The sequence below is a fragment of the Streptomyces sp. NPDC028289 genome, from assembly GCF_055565975.1.
On the sequence record NZ_JBVHTI010000012.1, the window covers coordinates 45,022 to 60,095 of the forward strand.

Here is a 15,074-nt window from a genome sequence, read left to right on the forward strand (position 1 = left end):
CCCGCTTTCACTCCTCCGTGGGCTCCAGCAACTGCCGGGCCTCCGCCCGCCGGGCCCGGACCGTCTCGTCGGCCGGGTCGGCGCCCTCGTAGGCGTCCAGCACCGCACGTGCGCGTGCCGTCGCCGCGGCCGGCCGGCTGAGGTCGGCCTCCAGCCAGCCCGCGGCCAGTTCCGCGGCGGTACGGCTGTGCAGCCCGTCCTCGCCGAGCCCGGCGAACACCGAGATCGCGGCAGCCATCTCCGCGAGCGCCGCCTCGAACGCCTTCCGGATCGCCCGATCGTCGGCGTCCTCCGGCACGGAACGGGCCAGCAGGTCGCCGAACTGCCGGTGGGTGTGACCCAGTTCGCCGGCGAGCCGCTCCGCCGCGGCCGGGTCCTCGACGGCGTCCAGCGCCGCCTCGCACTCCCGCACCGCCTCCGCCATCAGCTTCCGCGCGCCCTCCGGCCCCGCCTCCGTGCGCAGCGCCAGCCAGGCGCGGGCCCGCAGCGAACGCACCAGGAAGTGCACGTTGCCCATCGCCCGCCACAACTCACCCGCGCGCGTGTAGGCCTGGTCCGCCTCCGCCGGCAGCCCCGCGTTGCCCAGCGACTCCGCGGCCAGGTGGGCGAGGGTGGCGTGGTCGTGCTGCTCGGGCCAGTGCCGGGCGATCTCGGCCGCCTGCAGCCGCCGTTCGGCCGCCGCGTGGTGCTCGCCCAGCTCGCTCAGGCAGTCCCCGAGCCACCACTGCGTCTGGACGACCGCACCGTCGCCGTGCGTCTCGGCGCTCAGGTCGGCCAGCGCCGACTCCAGCACCTCGGCGGCCTCCGCGAACCGCCCCTGCCGCAGCAGGAAGCCGCCCAGCTGGTGCCGGGCCCAGGCACCCAGCGTGCCGCTCTGCCCGGCCTCGTCGGCCCAGTGCGCCGCCTCCAGGGCATGCTCGGCGGCCTCCTCGGCCGCGCCCCGGCCGCCGACGACCTCGGCGAGCTGCAGATGCAGCTGGGCCCGCCCGACCGGCTCCACGTACGGCCCGCCGTGCTCCAGCGCCGCGCGCAGCGCCCGCTCCGCCTCGGCCAGGTCGCCCTGCTCATGGGCGAGCGCGGCCACCCGCACCTCGTACTCGACCGCGAACCACGGCAGCTCCGCGCCGACGAACTGCGCCGTCGCCTGCCGGAACAGCTCGCCCGCCCGCTCACCGTCCCCGGCGTGCTCGGCCAGCTCGGCGAGCATCGCCCGCCCCTCGGCCGCCCGGGACACCAGCCGTACGTCGGACCCGCCGCGCCCGCCGACCAGCGCCAGCAGCTCCCGTACGGCCTGCTCGGCGTCCCCGGCGCCCGTGGACCGCTCGTGCACCTGACGCATCAGGATCCGGGCCCGGCTCATCAGCACGGACGCCGTCTGCCGCACCCCGGTCGCGTCGTCGGCGTAGAGGGCGAGGATCCGGTCGTACGGCTCGTCGATCGCGGCCAGCGCCTCGTCCAGCTCCCCCGACAGCGCGCGTACGTAGGCGGCACGCGCGCGTGCGGCGATCGCCTCGCCCTCGTCGCCGGCCTCCGCGTACAGCTCCGCCGCCCGCTCGAACAGCTCGACCCCCTCGGGGCCGCGGCCCATCGCCGTGTGGTCGGCGATCTCCGCGCGGACGTACGTGTCCACCTCGGTCTCCTCGGCGGCCCGCGCGACCGCCGCCCAGGCCTCCAGGGCGTGCGGCCGGAGCGCGTCCGACAGCCGGCGTGCCTCGGCCAGGAGCGCGGGCAGCGACGGCTGTTCCGCCTGTTCCGCCTGTTCCGCCTGGTCCGCCTGGTCCGGCGCGGGCGGCCGGACGACCGGTGCGTGCGGCCCGGCGGGCGCCGTCCGCGCCGCCCGCACGCCCAGCGGCAGCCGGTCCACCAGCGGCCGCTGCGCCATCCGCTCGCGCAGCTGGTCGCCGACGTAGGAGGTGCCGTTGCGGGCGTCGAACCGCGCGGCCAGCTCCAGGGCCCCCGCGCGCGCGTGCCCGGCGAGTTCCCCGGCGGTCCACGACCGCCCGGCGGGCCCCGGCACCCGCTGCCCGCCGAGCCCCAGCCCGGTCAGCCGGTCCATCAGCAGCGCCACCACCGCCAGGAAGTCCATCCGGCTGCGCGGCTGCCCGGTGTCCGTGAAGTAGGCGGGACGTTCCGCCAGCAGCTCAAGGCCGCGCGCCTCGTTGCCGGTCAGCGCGCAGAACTCGACATGGTCCGCGTAGGCGCCCCGCATGCTCTCCATGGGGCGCACCAGACGGAAACCGCGCAGGTGGTGCGCGCGGGCCTCGTCGACGCGGCCAAGGCGCAGCAGCGGGGCGAGGGAGGACGCCAGGACCGTGTGCGGCTCGTGGGCGCAGCTGTACTCGCCGTCCAGCACCGGCCCCCACAGCTCCAGGGCCGCCTCGTCCCGGCCGTTCTTCAGCTGCCAGCCGCCCTGCCCGTGCAGCTCGCACGCGTGGCAGTCGGCCATCCGGTCCCGGTCCGCCGCCAGCCAGGCCGCGTACGCCCGCTCCGCGCGCGGCAGGTCACCGACGTGCCCGGCGACACTGAACTCCGCGCTGCGCACCGCCCGCTCGGAGTGCCCGGCCAGCCGGTAGCGGTGCTCCATCTCGCCCAGCCACTTCTCGATCGAGGCGAGTGGGATGTGTGGCTGGTCGAGCATGCCGGCCGTCATCCACTTGAAGACCCAGTGCAGCGAATGCGTCTCGTACTCGTCGAAGTCCTCGGGCCGCTCGTCCCACATCCGCAGCAGCCGCGCGAACGGGACGAACATCTTGTCCTTCTCGGAGCTGTAGTTGTAGACCTTCAGCTGGTGCCCGAGCGCCTCGACCACGGCGAGCGGGATGTTCAGCTTCTCGGCCTCCGCCAGCAGCTGCTCCGCACGCGCGTTGCGGGCGGGCCCCTCCGGTTCCTCGGAGTTCTCCGCCATCGCCCGGCGCAGCGAGTCGAAGTCAGCAATCTCCATCAGCGATCGTCTTCCCCATGAGTGGCCCACTCCAGGAGGCCGATGAACGAGCGGTTGAGCAGCGCCGAGTCGGCCGGCCGCAGCGGACGCTGGGCCATCAGCAGCGCCTGACCGTAGAGCGATTCGGTCGCGGTGCCGATCAGCTCCGGGTCCTTGAGGGCACTGATCCGCCGGATCAGCGGGTTGAGGTGGTTGAGCACCAGCCGGGCCCGGGGCGCGCTGCCGCGCAGCGAGCCCAGGATGCCCGCCCACAGGTCGTCGGCCTGCTCCTCGGCCTCCGCGCGGGCCTGTTCGTGGCGGGCGGCGCGGTCGTCGAGGTGGAGGGCGGGGACCGAGAGGGGGTGGAAGGCCCTCAGTACAATGTCACATTGCAGTGGGTCCAGCTTCGCCCGCGCCACCCCCAGGAACCCCGCCACCGCCAGCTCCTCCGCCGGATCCACCGCGTCCAGATGCGCGGTCACGGTGTCCGCGTCCAGCTCCGCGACGACCGTCCCCGGCCGCACCGACGGCAGCGCCTCGACCAGCTCGCTGTCGTACGTGTAACCGCCGTTGATCACCCCGACGCCCTGCGCGGAGGCGATCGGCGCGACCTGCCGGTACTCCTCGACCGTCCGCGTGAAGTGCACCACCGGGTGCCGCTGCGCGAACTCCTCCAGGGACAGCTGCCCGTCGGTGGTCTCGAAGGGGAGCCACGGCAGCATCGTCCGCAGCATCTCCGGGTCGTGCCGCGCCAGCGACTTCACCCCGAGATGGTGCACGGACAGGAACGCGGAGAGCCGTTCCGGATCACCGGCCGCCAGCCCGGTCAGCCAGGACCGAATCCTTTCGCCGAGCGCCTCCCGTACGGCCGCCAGCGTCTCGTCCTCGTAGAGCGACTCCCGCGAGGCGGTCGGCCGCAGACTGTCCGTGTCCAGGACGCAGCGCACGAAGAACGCCCAGTCCGGCAGCAGCTGTTCGGCCCGCTCGGTGAGCAGCATGCCCTTCAGGTGCACGCGGTGCGTGGCCCGCTGCGCCGGACTCACCGCCGACGGCAGCACGTACGCCACACCCCGGATCCCGGCCAGCGGCACGTCCAGCGCGATCGAGTCCAACGGCGTGAACCCGAACAGGTCGTGACAGTGCCGGGCCAGCGCCACCCGCCGGGTGCTGGGGGAGGGGTACGACCGGTCCCAGGGCGCCGGCAGGTCGGTGACCGCCTCGTCGCCCACCCGGACGTCGTACGGCAGCAGCGAACCGAAGTCCCGCGCCAGCGCGAGCACCCGCCGCTCGTCCAGCCATTCCGCCGCACCCGCCCGCGCCACCAGGTACACGGTGGTACCGGGCTCGGGCCGCGCCTCGGGCGCCAACGTCCGTACGGTGTACGACCCGTCGTCCCGGGCCGTCCACTCCACGGGCGGCGCGTCCGGCGTGCGGGCGCTGCGGCTGACCACCCGGATCCGCTCGGCGACCACGAAACAGGCCAGCAGCCCGATGCCGAACTGGCCCAGGAAGTCGGAGCGTGCCTCCTGCAGCCCGTCCCCCCGCTTGGAGCTCCGCCCGATCGTGGCGAGCAGGCTGTGCACGTCCGACTCGGTGAGCCCGACGCCGCTGTCCTCCACCCGAAGGGAACTGCCGTCCGCGTACAGCCGCACCCGCGCCGGGGCGTCGGGCTGCTCGGCCCGTCTCGCGGTGATCGCGTCCACGGCGTTCTGCAGCAGCTCGCGCAGGTAGACCTTGGGGCTGGAGTACAGGTGATGGGAGAGCAGGTCCACCAAACCACGCAGGTCGACCTGGAACGTATGAGGTGACTGTGATGCCTGGGATGACTGTGAGGTCTGGGAGTCCATCGTCGCTGCGCCGGAGGGGGGAAGACGTGGTCGGCGCGGGGTCGGGCGGTCCCTGGTGGGGCGGTGACCGCGGAAGGATGGCCGGAGCGCGCCATCCTATGACTCAAAACGGCCGCCTGACCAGGGGTTTCCCGAGACATATACGGCATTGTCAGTGGTGTGGTGTGCAATGGATCTCGTGCCCGCACTGGAAGAACCACTGAAACAACCGCTGAAGTCAGTGCTCGGCCCAGCCACCGCAAAGGTGATGGCCGAGCATCTCGGCCTGCACACCGTCGGCGACCTCCTGCACCACTACCCGCGCAGATACGAGGAGCGCGGCCAGCTCACCCACCTCGCCGACCTGCCCATGGACGAGCACGTCACGGTGGTCGCCATGGTCGCCGACGCCCGCCTACACACCTTCGCCTCCGCCAAGGCGCCCCGCGGCAAGGGCCAGCGCCTGGAGGTCACGATCACCGACGGCAGCGGCCGGCTCCAACTGGTCTTCTTCGGCAACGGCGTGCACAAACCCCACAAGGAACTCCTGCCGGGCACCCGCGCGATGTTCGCCGGCAAGGTCTCGGTCTTCAACCGCCGCCTCCAACTGGCACACCCGGCCTACGAGTTGCTACGAGGTGACGACCCGGACGAGTCCGTGGAGACCTGGGCGGGAGCCCTGATCCCGCTCTACCCGGCCACCGCCAAACTGGAGTCCTGGAAGATCGGCAAGGCGGTCCAGACGGTCCTCCCCAGCGCCCAGGAGGCCCTGGACCCCCTCCCCCCGCCCCTCCGCGACGGCCGCGGTCTGGTCTCCCTCCCCGACGCCCTCCTCAAGATCCACCGCCCGCACACCAAGGCGGACATCGCGGCGGCCCGCGACCGCCTCAAGTGGGACGAGGCCTTCGTCCTCCAGGTCGCCCTGGCCCGCCGCCGCCACACCGACGCCCTGCTCCCGGCGGTGGCCCGCAGACCGTCCCCCGACGGCCTCCTCACGGCCTTCGACGACCGCCTCCCCTTCACCCTCACGGATGGCCAGCAGAAGGTCTCGAAGGAGATCTTCGACGACCTGGCGACCGAGCATCCGATGCACCGCCTCCTCCAGGGCGAGGTCGGCAGCGGCAAGACGCTCGTCGCCCTCCGCGCGATGCTCGCCGTCGTCGACGCGGGCGGTCAGGCCGCCATGCTCGCCCCCACCGAGGTCCTGGCCCAGCAGCACCACCGCTCGATCACCGAGATGATGGGCGAACTGGCCGAGGGCGGCATGCTCGGCGGCGCGGACCATGCCACCAAGGTCGTCCTCCTCACCGGCTCGATGGGCACGGCGGCCCGCCGCCACGCCATGCTGGACCTGGCCACGGGCGAGGCAGGCATCGTGATCGGCACCCACGCCCTCATCGAGGACAAGGTCCAGTTCCACGACCTGGGCCTGGTCGTGGTGGACGAACAGCACCGCTTCGGCGTCGAGCAGCGGGACGCCCTCCGCGGCAAGGGCAAGCAGCCACCCCACCTCCTCGTCATGACCGCCACCCCCATCCCGCGCACGGTCGCGATGACGGTCTTCGGCGACCTGGAGACCTCGGTCCTGGACCAGCTCCCGGCCGGCCGCTCCCCGATCGCCACCCACGTCGTCCCCGCCGCCGACAAGCCCCACTTCCTGGCCCGCGCCTGGGAACGGGTGAGAGAGGAAGTCGGCAACGGCCACCAGGCCTACGTCGTCTGCCCCCGCATCGGCGACGAGGAGGAGGACCCGAAGAAGGCGAAGAAGTCGGCCGAGGACGAGGCGGAGAAGCGCCCGCCGCTGGCCGTCCTCGACGTGGCCGACCACTTGGCCAAGGGCCCGCTGAGCGGCCTCAGGGTCGAGGTCCTGCACGGCCGTATGCACCCCGACGACAAGGACGCGGTCATGCGTCGCTTCGCGGCAGGGGAGACCGACGTCCTCGTCGCCACCACGGTCATCGAGGTCGGCGTCAACGTCCCCAACGCCACCGCCATGGTGATCATGGACGCCGACCGCTTCGGCGTCTCCCAGCTCCACCAGCTGCGCGGCCGGGTCGGCCGAGGCTCCGCCCCCGGCCTCTGCCTCCTGGTCACGGAGATGCCGGAGGCGAGCGCGGCCCGCCAGCGCCTGACGGCGGTCGCCTCGACCCTGGACGGCTTCGAGCTCTCCCGCATCGACCTCGAACAGCGCAGAGAGGGCGACGTCCTGGGCCAGGCCCAGTCGGGCGCCCGCTCCAGCCTCCGCGTCCTCGCGGTGATCGAGGACGAGGAGATCATCGCGGAGGCGAGGGAGGAGGCGACGGCCCTGGTGGCCCGCGACCCCGAACTGACCGACCTCCCGGGCCTGCGAACGGCCCTGGACGCCCTCTTGGACGAGGAGAGGGAGCAGTACTTGGAAAAGGGCTGAGCTGCAGCGCACCGAAAGGGGCGCTGGGGGTACCCCCGGCCGAAGGCTGGGGGAGGAACTGCGCGAGCAACCACGACGCACCTGCTGCCAAACTGAATCCGTAACCACCCCGGACCGAGGATTCAAAATGACCCGCGTGATCGCCGGCGCAGCCGGCGGGCGCCGCCTGGCAGTCCCGCCAGGAAACGGCACCCGCCCCACCTCCGACCGCGCACGCGAAGGCCTCTTCTCCACCTGGCAGTCCCTCCTCGGCGGCCCCCTGGACGGCGAACGCGTCCTCGACCTCTACGCCGGTTCGGGAGCCGTGGGCCTGGAGGCGCTGTCCCGCGGTGCCGGCCACACCCTCCTAGTGGAGGCCGACCCCAGAGCCGCCCGCGTCGTACGTGAAAACGTAAAGAATCTGGGGCTCCCCGGTGCCGAGGTAAGAGCGGGCAAGGCCGAGCAGATCATCCGGTCCCCGGCGCCCGCACCGCCGTACGACATCGCCTTCCTCGACCCCCCGTACGCCGTCACGGACGACGATCTTCGGGAGATTCTCCTCACACTCCACTCCGGGGGCTGGCTCGCGCCCGAGGCGCTCGTCACCGTGGAGCGCAGCACCAGAGGTGGCGTTTTCAACTGGCCGACCGGCTTCGAAGGCCTCCGGTCCCGTCGCTACGGCGAGGGAACGTTTTGGTACGGTCGCGCCGCCTCTACGTGCGAAGACGCACGATGACCGGACCGGAGAGCGAGGGATCACAAGTGCGCCGCGCCGTCTGTCCCGGGTCGTTCGACCCCGTCACCAACGGACACCTCGACATCATTGCCCGCGCGTCCCGTCTGTACGACGAGGTCTACGTCGCGGTGATGATCAACAAGTCCAAGAAGGGCCTGTTCGAGATCGACGAGCGGATCGACCTGATCCGCACGGTCACCGCCGACTACGGCAACGTCCGGGTCGAGGCGTTCCACGGCCTCCTCGTCGACTTCTGCAAGCAGCGCGACATCCCGGCCATCGTCAAGGGCCTCCGGGCGGTCAGTGACTTCGACTACGAACTGCAGATGGCCCAGATGAACAACGGCCTCTCGGGCGTCGAGACGCTGTTCGTGCCGACCAACCCGACCTACAGTTTCCTCTCCTCCTCGCTGGTCAAGGAGGTGGCCCAGTGGGGCGGCGACATCGCCCACCTGGTTCCGCCGGCCGTTCTGGAGGCCCTCAACAAGCGTCTCGGCAAGGACTGATGGGGCTACAGTCGTCTCGTCCGTCTCCAACCCAGCTGTAGAGAGTGGCGAGCACAGGTGGACGTGCAGAAGAAGCTCGACGAGATCGTGAGCACGGTCTCCGGCGCCCGGTCCATGCCCATGTCGGCGTCGTGCGTGGTCAACCGTGCCGAACTGCTCGCGATGCTCGAAGAGCTGCGCCAGGCGCTGCCCGGCTCGCTCGCGCAGGCCGAGGAGCTGATCGGCGGCCGGGACCAGATGGTCGAGCAGGCCCGCATGGAGGCCGAGCGGATCATCGAGACCGCGCACGCCGAGCGCGGCTCGCTGATCTCCGACACCGAGGTGGCCAGGCGCTCGCAGGCCGAGGCCGACCGGATCCTCGCCGAGGCCCGGCAGGAGGCCGAGGAGGTCCGCGCCGACGCCGACGACTACGTCGACTCCAAGCTCGCCAACTTCGAGGTCGTCCTCACCAAGACCCTCGGCTCGGTCGGCCGCGGCCGCGAGAAGCTGCTCGGCACCGGTCCCGGCCTGGACGAGCAGGGGTACGAGGACGAGGACGCCCCCGAGCGCAGCCACGACCCCGAGACCCTGCGCCGGGACGCCGACGCCTACGTGGACGTCAAGCTCGGCGCCTTCGAGGCGGTCCTCGCCAAGACCCTGGAGGCGGTCGGCAAGGGCCGCGCCAAGCTGCACGGCCGGATCGCCTCGGACGCCCTCGGTGCCCTGGCCGACGACAACACGACGTTCCAGCACTCCAGCGACGCCGACTACCTGGCCGACCTCGCGGCCCTCGCCGACCAGGACGACCGGGCGGCCCAGGCCGCCCAGCCGTCCCCGGCCGAGCAGCCCGCCGCCCAGCCCCAGCAGCAGCCGCAGTACGACCAGCAGCCCATGGCGCAGGATCCGTACGGCTACCCCCAGCAGCAGCCCGTATACGCCCAGCAGGACGCGTACGGCTACCAGCAGGACCCCTACGGCTACCAGCAGGCCGATCCGTACGCCGCCGCCTACCAGGGCTACGACACCGGCCAGCAGCCCGTCTACGATCCCCAGCAGGCGGCCCAGCAGCAGCATCAGCAGCACCAGTCGTACGCCCTCGACGAGACCAGCCTCTTCGACACCAGCATGATCACGCCGGAGCAGCTGCGGGCCTACGAGCAGGGCCGGGGCCTGTAGAAAACCGGCCGAAGGCGGGCGGAAGACCGCCGGATTGGGCCGACAGCGAAAGGTCCAGTATCCTGGCTCTTCGGTCGCGTCTACGTCCGCGATCCACGCTGCCCGGAGGGATCTCCGGACGGCGTCCCTCTGAACTCGAAGATCGAAAGCAGGAATGGCTCCTCACGCGCGCCTCGACCACCGCAACCCGTTCGTGTTCGACACGCACGAGCTGGGGCGGCGTCCCGGTGCGCTGCAGCGCCTGACCCGCACGATCGACGCTCCCGAGGACTTCGGGATCAAGGGGGTCATCGGAGTGCCGCAGGGCGCCCCGGTGGAGCTCGAACTCCGGCTCGAGTCGGTCATGGAAGGTGTGCTCGTCACAGGCACCGCCCGTGCGCAGGCCGAGGGGGAGTGCGTAAGGTGTCTGGAGCCGGTCGGGCAGGAGCTCGAAGCGGACTTCCAGGAACTGTTCTCGTACCCTGACGCCGACGACCGGGGCCGCGTGATCGCGGAACCGGGCGACGACGCCGAGGACGACGAGGACAGGTTCTTCATCGAGGACGGCCTGTTCGACCTCGAACCCGTGCTGCGCGATGCGGTGGTGCTCGCACTGCCCATGCAGCCGGTGTGCCAGGACGACTGCCTGGGCCTGTGCTCCGAGTGCGGAGCCCGGCTCACGGACGACCCGGACCACCACCACGACGCCGTCGACATCCGTTGGGCGGCTTTGCAGGGACTCGCCGGTTCCATGAAGGACGGCGAGAAGGACGAGATGAGCGGCGCTGACGCGGAAGCGGGCGTCGACGAGAAGCAGGAGAAGTAGCCGTGGCTGTTCCGAAGCGGAAGATGTCGCGCAGCAACACGCGCCACCGCCGGTCGCAGTGGAAGGCTGCGGTCCCCACCCTGGTTGCGTGCGAGCGCTGCCACGAGCCCAAGCAGCAGCACATCGCGTGCCCGTCTTGCGGCACCTACAACAAGCGCCAGGTCCTCGAAGTCTGAGCGGCCAGGTGAGAGGCACTGTGTCCAGTCCCAAGAAGGGCGATGAGCCCAAGGCGGACCCAACCGCCAAGAAGAAGGCGGACAGCACGGCCTCGTCCCACACGCTTCTGGAAGGGCGGCTCGGCTACAAGCTCGAGTCCGCCCTTCTGGTGCGTGCGCTGACCCACCGTTCCTACGCGTACGAGAACGGCGGCCTGCCGACGAACGAGCGGCTGGAGTTCCTCGGTGACTCCGTCCTCGGTCTCGTCGTCACGGACACGCTGTACAACACCCACCCCGATCTGCCCGAGGGCCAGCTGGCCAAGCTCCGGGCCGCGGTGGTGAACTCGCGTGCGCTCGCGGAGGTGGGCCGCGGTCTCGACCTGGGCTCCTTCATCCGGCTCGGCCGCGGTGAAGAGGGCACGGGCGGCCGGGACAAGGCGTCCATCCTCGCCGACACCCTGGAAGCGGTGATCGGCGCGGTCTATCTCGACCAGGGCCTCGACTCGGCGTCCGAGCTGGTGCACCGGCTCTTCGACCCGCTGATCGAGAAGTCCTCGAACCTCGGAGCCGGCCTGGACTGGAAGACCAGTCTCCAGGAGCTCACCGCGACGGAGGGCCTCGGCGTGCCCGAGTACCTGGTCACGGAGACCGGCCCCGACCACGAGAAGACCTTCACTGCTGCCGCCCGCGTCGGAGGCGTCTCGTACGGCACCGGCACCGGCCGCAGCAAGAAGGAGGCGGAGCAGCAGGCCGCCGAGTCCGCCTGGCGCGCCATCCGCGCCGCGGCGGACGAACGCGCCAAGGCCAAGGCAGCCGAGCAGGCCGCCCGGGCCGAAGCCGAGGAGGACGACGGCCCGCCGTCGTCCGCCGCCTCCGCCTGACGAACAGCGCAGCCCGAGCGCCCGCCCCCTTTCCACGGAGGCGGGCGCTCGGACCGTCCACGGTCCTGCACGGGAGCCCCGATGCCTGAACTGCCCGAGGTGGAGGTCGTCCGGCGCGGCCTGGAGCGGTGGGTCGCCCACCGGGTCGTAGCCGAGGCCGAGGTCCTGCACCCGCGTGCCGTACGTCGGCACCTCGCCGGCGCCGACGACTTCACGCACCGGCTCAAGGGCCACCGCATCGGCACCCCGAGCCGGCGCGGCAAGTACCTGTGGCTGCCGCTGGAGGACACCAACCAGTCGGTCCTCGCGCACCTCGGCATGAGCGGCCAGCTGCTGGTCCAGCCGCACGAGGCGCCGCAGGAGAAACACCTGCGCATCCGCGTCCGGTTCGCCGACGGCCTGGGCACGGAGCTCCGCTTCGTCGACCAACGTACGTTCGGCGGACTGTCGTTGCACGACAACACCCTCGACGGACTGCCGGACGTCATTGCGCACATCGCCCGCGACCCCCTCGACCCGCTGTTCGACGACGAGGCCTTCCACCAGGCACTGCGCCGGAAGCGGTCCACCATCAAGAGGGCGCTGCTCGACCAGTCGTTGATCAGCGGAGTCGGCAACATCTACGCGGACGAGGCCCTTTGGCGCGCCCGCGTCCACTACGAGCGCCCGACCGCCGGCTTCACCCGCCCGCGCACCGCCGAACTCCTCGGTCATGTACGGGACGTGATGAACGCGGCCCTGGCCGTCGGCGGCACCAGCTTCGACAGCCTGTACGTCAACGTCAACGGCGAGTCCGGGTACTTCGACCGCTCGCTGGACGCCTACGGCCGGGAGGGGCTGCCCTGCCGGCGGTGCGGTACGCCGATACGCAGGCGGCCCTGGATGAACCGGTCCAGCTACTTCTGCCCGCAGTGTCAGCGGGCGCCGCGCGTCTCGTCGTAACGCTCGCGGGCGGCCAGCACCTCGTCCATCCGGCCCTCCACGAAGTGGACGACGGCGAGGAGGCGTTCGGCGACGGCGCGGCCGAGCGGGGTGAGTTCGTAGTCGACGCGCGGCGGGTTGGTCGGCTGGGCCTCGCGGTGCACCAGGCCGTCGCGCTCCAGGGCCTGGAGCGTCTGGGAGAGCATCTTCTCGCTGACGCCGTCCACGCGCCGGCGCAGCTCGTTGAACCGGAACGATCCCTCGTGCAGCGCGCTCAGGGTGAGCCCGCCCCACCGGCCCATGACGTGCTCAAGGGTGGTGCGCGAGGGACAGGCCCGGGCGAAGACGTCGTACGGAGGCTGCGGCTCCACGACGCCGTCCTGGGTGATGGTCATACGTCAAGCGTACGGGAGCACAGCGCTAACCAACAGGGCGCGCTATCTGCTGGTTAGTGCAGGTGCCTGGCTAGTAGCCGAAGTCCTGCGTCCACCACGGGCCGCCCTCGCCGAAGTGCACGCCGACCCCGAGGGTCTTGAAGTCGCAGTTCAGGATGTTGGCGCGGTGGCCCTCGCTGTTCATCCAGGCGTCCATGACGGCCTGGGCGGTGGCCTGACCGCGGGCTATGTTCTCGCCGCCGAGGTTGGATACGCCGGCCGCCGCGGCCCGGTCCCACGGCGTCTTGCCGTCCGGGTCGGTGTGGTCGAAGAAGTTCCGCGCCGCCATGTCGTCGCTGAACGCCTCGGCCAGCTTGGTCAGCGAGGAGCTCGCGGACACTGCGCTGCAGCCGACCTTGGCCCGCTCCTCGTTCACCAGTTTCAGCACCTCGGCCTCGACGACCGCCTCCTCGGAGGAGGTGATCGGCGCGGCGGTCTTCACCGGGGCCTTGGCGGCCGTCCTGCTCGGGGTGGCCGTCACCTTCTTGGACGGCGTGGTGGCGGGCGTCGGCTTCTCGGTCGCCGTCTTCGTCGGGGTGGCCGACGAGGAGGCGGAGGCGGAAGCCGAGGCGGAGGCGGACTTCGAGGCGGACGCCGACGGGGTCGGGGTGGTGGAGCGCTGGGTGTCACGGCTGGTCGAGGAGCCGGTGCCGCGGCTCTCGGCGCTGCCGGAGGTGCCGCCCTGCTCGGTGGCCGTGTTACTGGGTGCGCCGTCGGCCTGCACCCGCTCGCCGCCGGTCGTGCCCCTGCCGCCGCCGAGCTTGTAGTTCTCCAGGCCCGGCACCACACCGGCGGCCACCGCGACGGTGCCGATGGCGACGGCGGCGGAGACCCCGAGCAGACCCGTGGCCACGGGGCGCCCGCCCTTCTTCCGCCGCCGGTGTCCGCCGCCCGAGGGGGAGCCGCCGGCCGGGGTGAACTCCTCGGCCGGGAACTCGGCGGTGTTCATGAAGCGGGCGTAGTCGTCCTCGGTCGCGAACAGATAGGCCGAGCTGCGCGCGTTCGTGTCGGCGTACTCGTCCTGGCGCAGGTAGGCGGCCGTGCCCGTGCCGAAGCGGAGGCCCGCGTACGAGTCCTGCGGGTCGTGGCCGCCCGGGTACGAGCCGCCGTTGTCCGTGACCCCCGTGGCGCGGCCCGTGGCGGCGCGGCCGGCGGCGTGGCGTCGGTGGCGTCCCATGTCCTTGCCCTCTTCCCTCGTCCTCGCGGTCGGGGTCGACCAGGGGCCGGTGTGGCCAATGACTCCCTCTGGTCGACCAGACTCACCCGATCGAGTGAGTTTCATATGAGATTCATTGGGTGGGGACGGTACCGCATGCCGCTGAGTGAGGGAGTGCCCCGAGTGACATTGGCCGGTTAGGTTGCACCCATGAGCGAGGATGTGCGACTGGTCGCCTGGGTCCGTGGACGCGTGCAGGGTGTGGGCTTCCGCTGGTTCACGCGGGCCAAGGCGCTGGAGATCGGGGGCCTGAGTGGTTTTGCTCTCAATTTGGGCGACGGTCGCGTCCAGGTGGTCGCGGAGGGCTCCCGGGCGGGCTGCGAAGGGCTGCTCGACTGGCTCCAGGGCGATGACACGCCCGGGCGTGTAGAGGGTGTCACCGAGATCTGGGACACACCCCGGGGCGGTTACGAGGGCTTCGCCATCCGCTGAGCTCGTTTCGTGAAGCGGCGCATGCGGAAGCGGAGTGATCTGCCACCGGCATGTGCCCCGAGCGGAAACGGCCTGGTGGTTGCCAAGAACCACGGGTCGTGGCAGGCTCCGCACTTACAGATGATCGCCACGCCCCGAGGGCCCCGCGGGAGTCGCAGCGCCGCCCGTCCAGGGCCGCCCGACCACGGGTTCGCCCGCCAATACGGGGTGTGATCGTGTTGACCGTCAAACTTTTTGGTGAGACGCTGAAAGCCCCGCGCACCTTAGCTGTTTGGCATGGCGCAACAGTCGAGCAACACTCGGATGTGTCAAGCACCGCGGGTGCGATCCCTCACGACCCACACCGCTTCGGTCGGTCACTCAGTGTGGAGGACCATCCATCATGGCAAAGGCGCTTCTCGGTTACGTCGGCGGCTCCGACCCGCGACTCCTCGCCGAGATGCGACGGCTCCAGCAGCGTGTCCAGGACCTCGAATCCGAGCTCGTACGGATCCAGGCCGAGAACGACGCGCTGACGGCTGCCGCTTCTCCCGACAGGATCATGGAGAGCATCGACGCAAACCAGGCGGAGCCTGCGCTCACCTGATCGCTGCATCGCTCCACAACAGCACATGCGGCGGTTGGGCAGCCCTTTCAACCGCTTAAGTTGTCAAGATTTGCAAGGGACGCCCCGGCGTCCCTTCTTTCTTGCCCCCGAC

14 protein-coding genes are annotated in these 15,074 nt (G+C 71.3%); 10 read left to right on the forward strand and 4 right to left on the reverse strand.

Features of this window, described 5'->3' with window-relative positions:
* Positions 1-7: 7 nt before the first annotated feature.
* Both ACZ4UV_RS46680 and ACZ4UV_RS46685 read right to left on the reverse strand, forming a co-directional pair.
* Positions 8-2,944: a tetratricopeptide repeat protein gene (locus ACZ4UV_RS46680; protein ID WP_467847774.1), complete on the reverse strand. Its 2,937-nt coding sequence runs from the start codon at positions 2,942-2,944 to the stop codon at positions 8-10.
* Entirely contained in the window at positions 2,941-4,767 is a 1,827-nt protein-coding gene (locus ACZ4UV_RS46685; protein ID WP_390040784.1) for an HSP90 family protein, read from the reverse strand. The genes ACZ4UV_RS46680 and ACZ4UV_RS46685 overlap by 4 nt, the downstream gene beginning before the upstream one ends.
* Positions 4,768-4,936: 169 nt before the next feature.
* On the opposite strand from ACZ4UV_RS46685, the gene recG reads away from it, so the two are divergent.
* From recG to mutM, 8 genes are all read left to right on the forward strand, one after another.
* Positions 4,937-7,153 carry an ATP-dependent DNA helicase RecG gene (gene recG / locus ACZ4UV_RS46690; RefSeq protein WP_451019140.1) on the forward strand — a complete coding sequence of 739 codons (2,217 nt, stop codon included), beginning with the start codon at positions 4,937-4,939 and terminating at the stop codon, positions 7,151-7,153.
* Positions 7,154-7,280: 127 nt separating this feature from the next.
* A complete protein-coding gene (gene rsmD, locus ACZ4UV_RS46695; protein WP_467847569.1) occupies positions 7,281-7,868 on the forward strand; it encodes a 16S rRNA (guanine(966)-N(2))-methyltransferase RsmD in 588 nt (195 codons plus the stop codon).
* 26 nt (positions 7,869-7,894) lie between these two features.
* On the forward strand, positions 7,895-8,374 hold the full coding sequence (gene coaD, locus ACZ4UV_RS46700; RefSeq protein ID WP_351485223.1) for a pantetheine-phosphate adenylyltransferase: 480 nt from the start codon (positions 7,895-7,897) through the stop codon (positions 8,372-8,374).
* A 57-nt stretch (positions 8,375-8,431) separates the two neighbouring features.
* Positions 8,432-9,529 (forward strand): ATP synthase F0 subunit B, encoded by a 1,098-nt coding sequence (locus ACZ4UV_RS46705; RefSeq protein WP_451019138.1) that lies wholly within the window; start codon positions 8,432-8,434, stop codon positions 9,527-9,529.
* A gap of 154 nt (positions 9,530-9,683) precedes the next feature.
* Positions 9,684-10,334 (forward strand): YceD family protein, encoded by a 651-nt coding sequence (locus ACZ4UV_RS46710; protein WP_093498866.1) that lies wholly within the window; start codon positions 9,684-9,686, stop codon positions 10,332-10,334.
* Between the two features lie 2 nt (positions 10,335-10,336).
* Positions 10,337-10,510 (forward strand): 50S ribosomal protein L32, encoded by a 174-nt coding sequence (gene rpmF, locus ACZ4UV_RS46715; protein ID WP_003951102.1) that lies wholly within the window; start codon positions 10,337-10,339, stop codon positions 10,508-10,510.
* 8 nt (positions 10,511-10,518) lie between these two features.
* A complete protein-coding gene (rnc, locus tag ACZ4UV_RS46720) occupies positions 10,519-11,373 on the forward strand; it encodes a ribonuclease III (RefSeq protein ID WP_451019136.1) in 855 nt (284 codons plus the stop codon).
* An 81-nt stretch (positions 11,374-11,454) separates the two neighbouring features.
* Positions 11,455-12,315, forward strand: a complete 861-nt coding sequence (mutM, locus tag ACZ4UV_RS46725; protein WP_390040795.1) for a bifunctional DNA-formamidopyrimidine glycosylase/DNA-(apurinic or apyrimidinic site) lyase — start codon at positions 11,455-11,457, stop codon at positions 12,313-12,315.
* On the opposite strand, the gene ACZ4UV_RS46730 is transcribed toward mutM, so the two are convergent.
* Positions 12,288-12,689, reverse strand: coding sequence for a winged helix-turn-helix transcriptional regulator (locus ACZ4UV_RS46730; protein WP_390040796.1), 402 nt, complete (start codon positions 12,687-12,689; stop codon positions 12,288-12,290). The two genes, mutM and ACZ4UV_RS46730, sit on opposite strands and share 28 nt — an antisense overlap.
* 70 nt (positions 12,690-12,759) lie before the next feature.
* Positions 12,760-13,905, reverse strand: a complete 1,146-nt coding sequence (locus tag ACZ4UV_RS46735; protein WP_467847584.1) for a CAP domain-containing protein — start codon at positions 13,903-13,905, stop codon at positions 12,760-12,762.
* Positions 13,906-14,094: 189 nt separating this feature from the next.
* On the opposite strand from ACZ4UV_RS46735, the gene ACZ4UV_RS46740 reads away from it, so the two are divergent.
* Together ACZ4UV_RS46740 and ACZ4UV_RS46745 are read left to right on the forward strand one after the other, a co-directional pair.
* Positions 14,095-14,376 carry an acylphosphatase gene (locus ACZ4UV_RS46740; RefSeq protein ID WP_351485020.1) on the forward strand — a complete coding sequence of 94 codons (282 nt, stop codon included), beginning with the start codon at positions 14,095-14,097 and terminating at the stop codon, positions 14,374-14,376.
* Positions 14,377-14,758: 382 nt separating this feature from the next.
* Complete coding sequence (locus ACZ4UV_RS46745) at positions 14,759-14,962, forward strand: hypothetical protein (RefSeq protein ID WP_093498859.1); 204 nt, start codon at positions 14,759-14,761, stop codon at positions 14,960-14,962.
* Positions 14,963-15,074 lie beyond the last annotated feature (112 nt).

Excerpts from the sequence above, each read along its gene's own strand:
- ACZ4UV_RS46685 (WP_390040784.1), bottom strand. The coding sequence starts at position 4,767 with ATGGACTCCCAGACCTCACAGTCATCCCAGGCATCACAGTCACCTCAT.
- recG (WP_451019140.1), top strand. The coding sequence starts at position 4,937 with ATGGATCTCGTGCCCGCACTGGAAGAACCACTGAAACAACCGCTGAAG.
- rsmD (WP_467847569.1), top strand. The coding sequence starts at position 7,281 with ATGACCCGCGTGATCGCCGGCGCAGCCGGCGGGCGCCGCCTGGCAGTC.
- ACZ4UV_RS46710 (WP_093498866.1), top strand. The coding sequence starts at position 9,684 with ATGGCTCCTCACGCGCGCCTCGACCACCGCAACCCGTTCGTGTTCGAC.
- mutM (WP_390040795.1), top strand. The coding sequence starts at position 11,455 with ATGCCTGAACTGCCCGAGGTGGAGGTCGTCCGGCGCGGCCTGGAGCGG.
- ACZ4UV_RS46730 (WP_390040796.1), bottom strand. The coding sequence starts at position 12,689 with ATGACCATCACCCAGGACGGCGTCGTGGAGCCGCAGCCTCCGTACGAC.
- ACZ4UV_RS46735 (WP_467847584.1), bottom strand. The coding sequence starts at position 13,905 with ATGGGACGCCACCGACGCCACGCCGCCGGCCGCGCCGCCACGGGCCGC.
- ACZ4UV_RS46740 (WP_351485020.1), top strand. The coding sequence starts at position 14,095 with ATGAGCGAGGATGTGCGACTGGTCGCCTGGGTCCGTGGACGCGTGCAG.
- ACZ4UV_RS46745 (WP_093498859.1), top strand. The coding sequence starts at position 14,759 with ATGGCAAAGGCGCTTCTCGGTTACGTCGGCGGCTCCGACCCGCGACTC.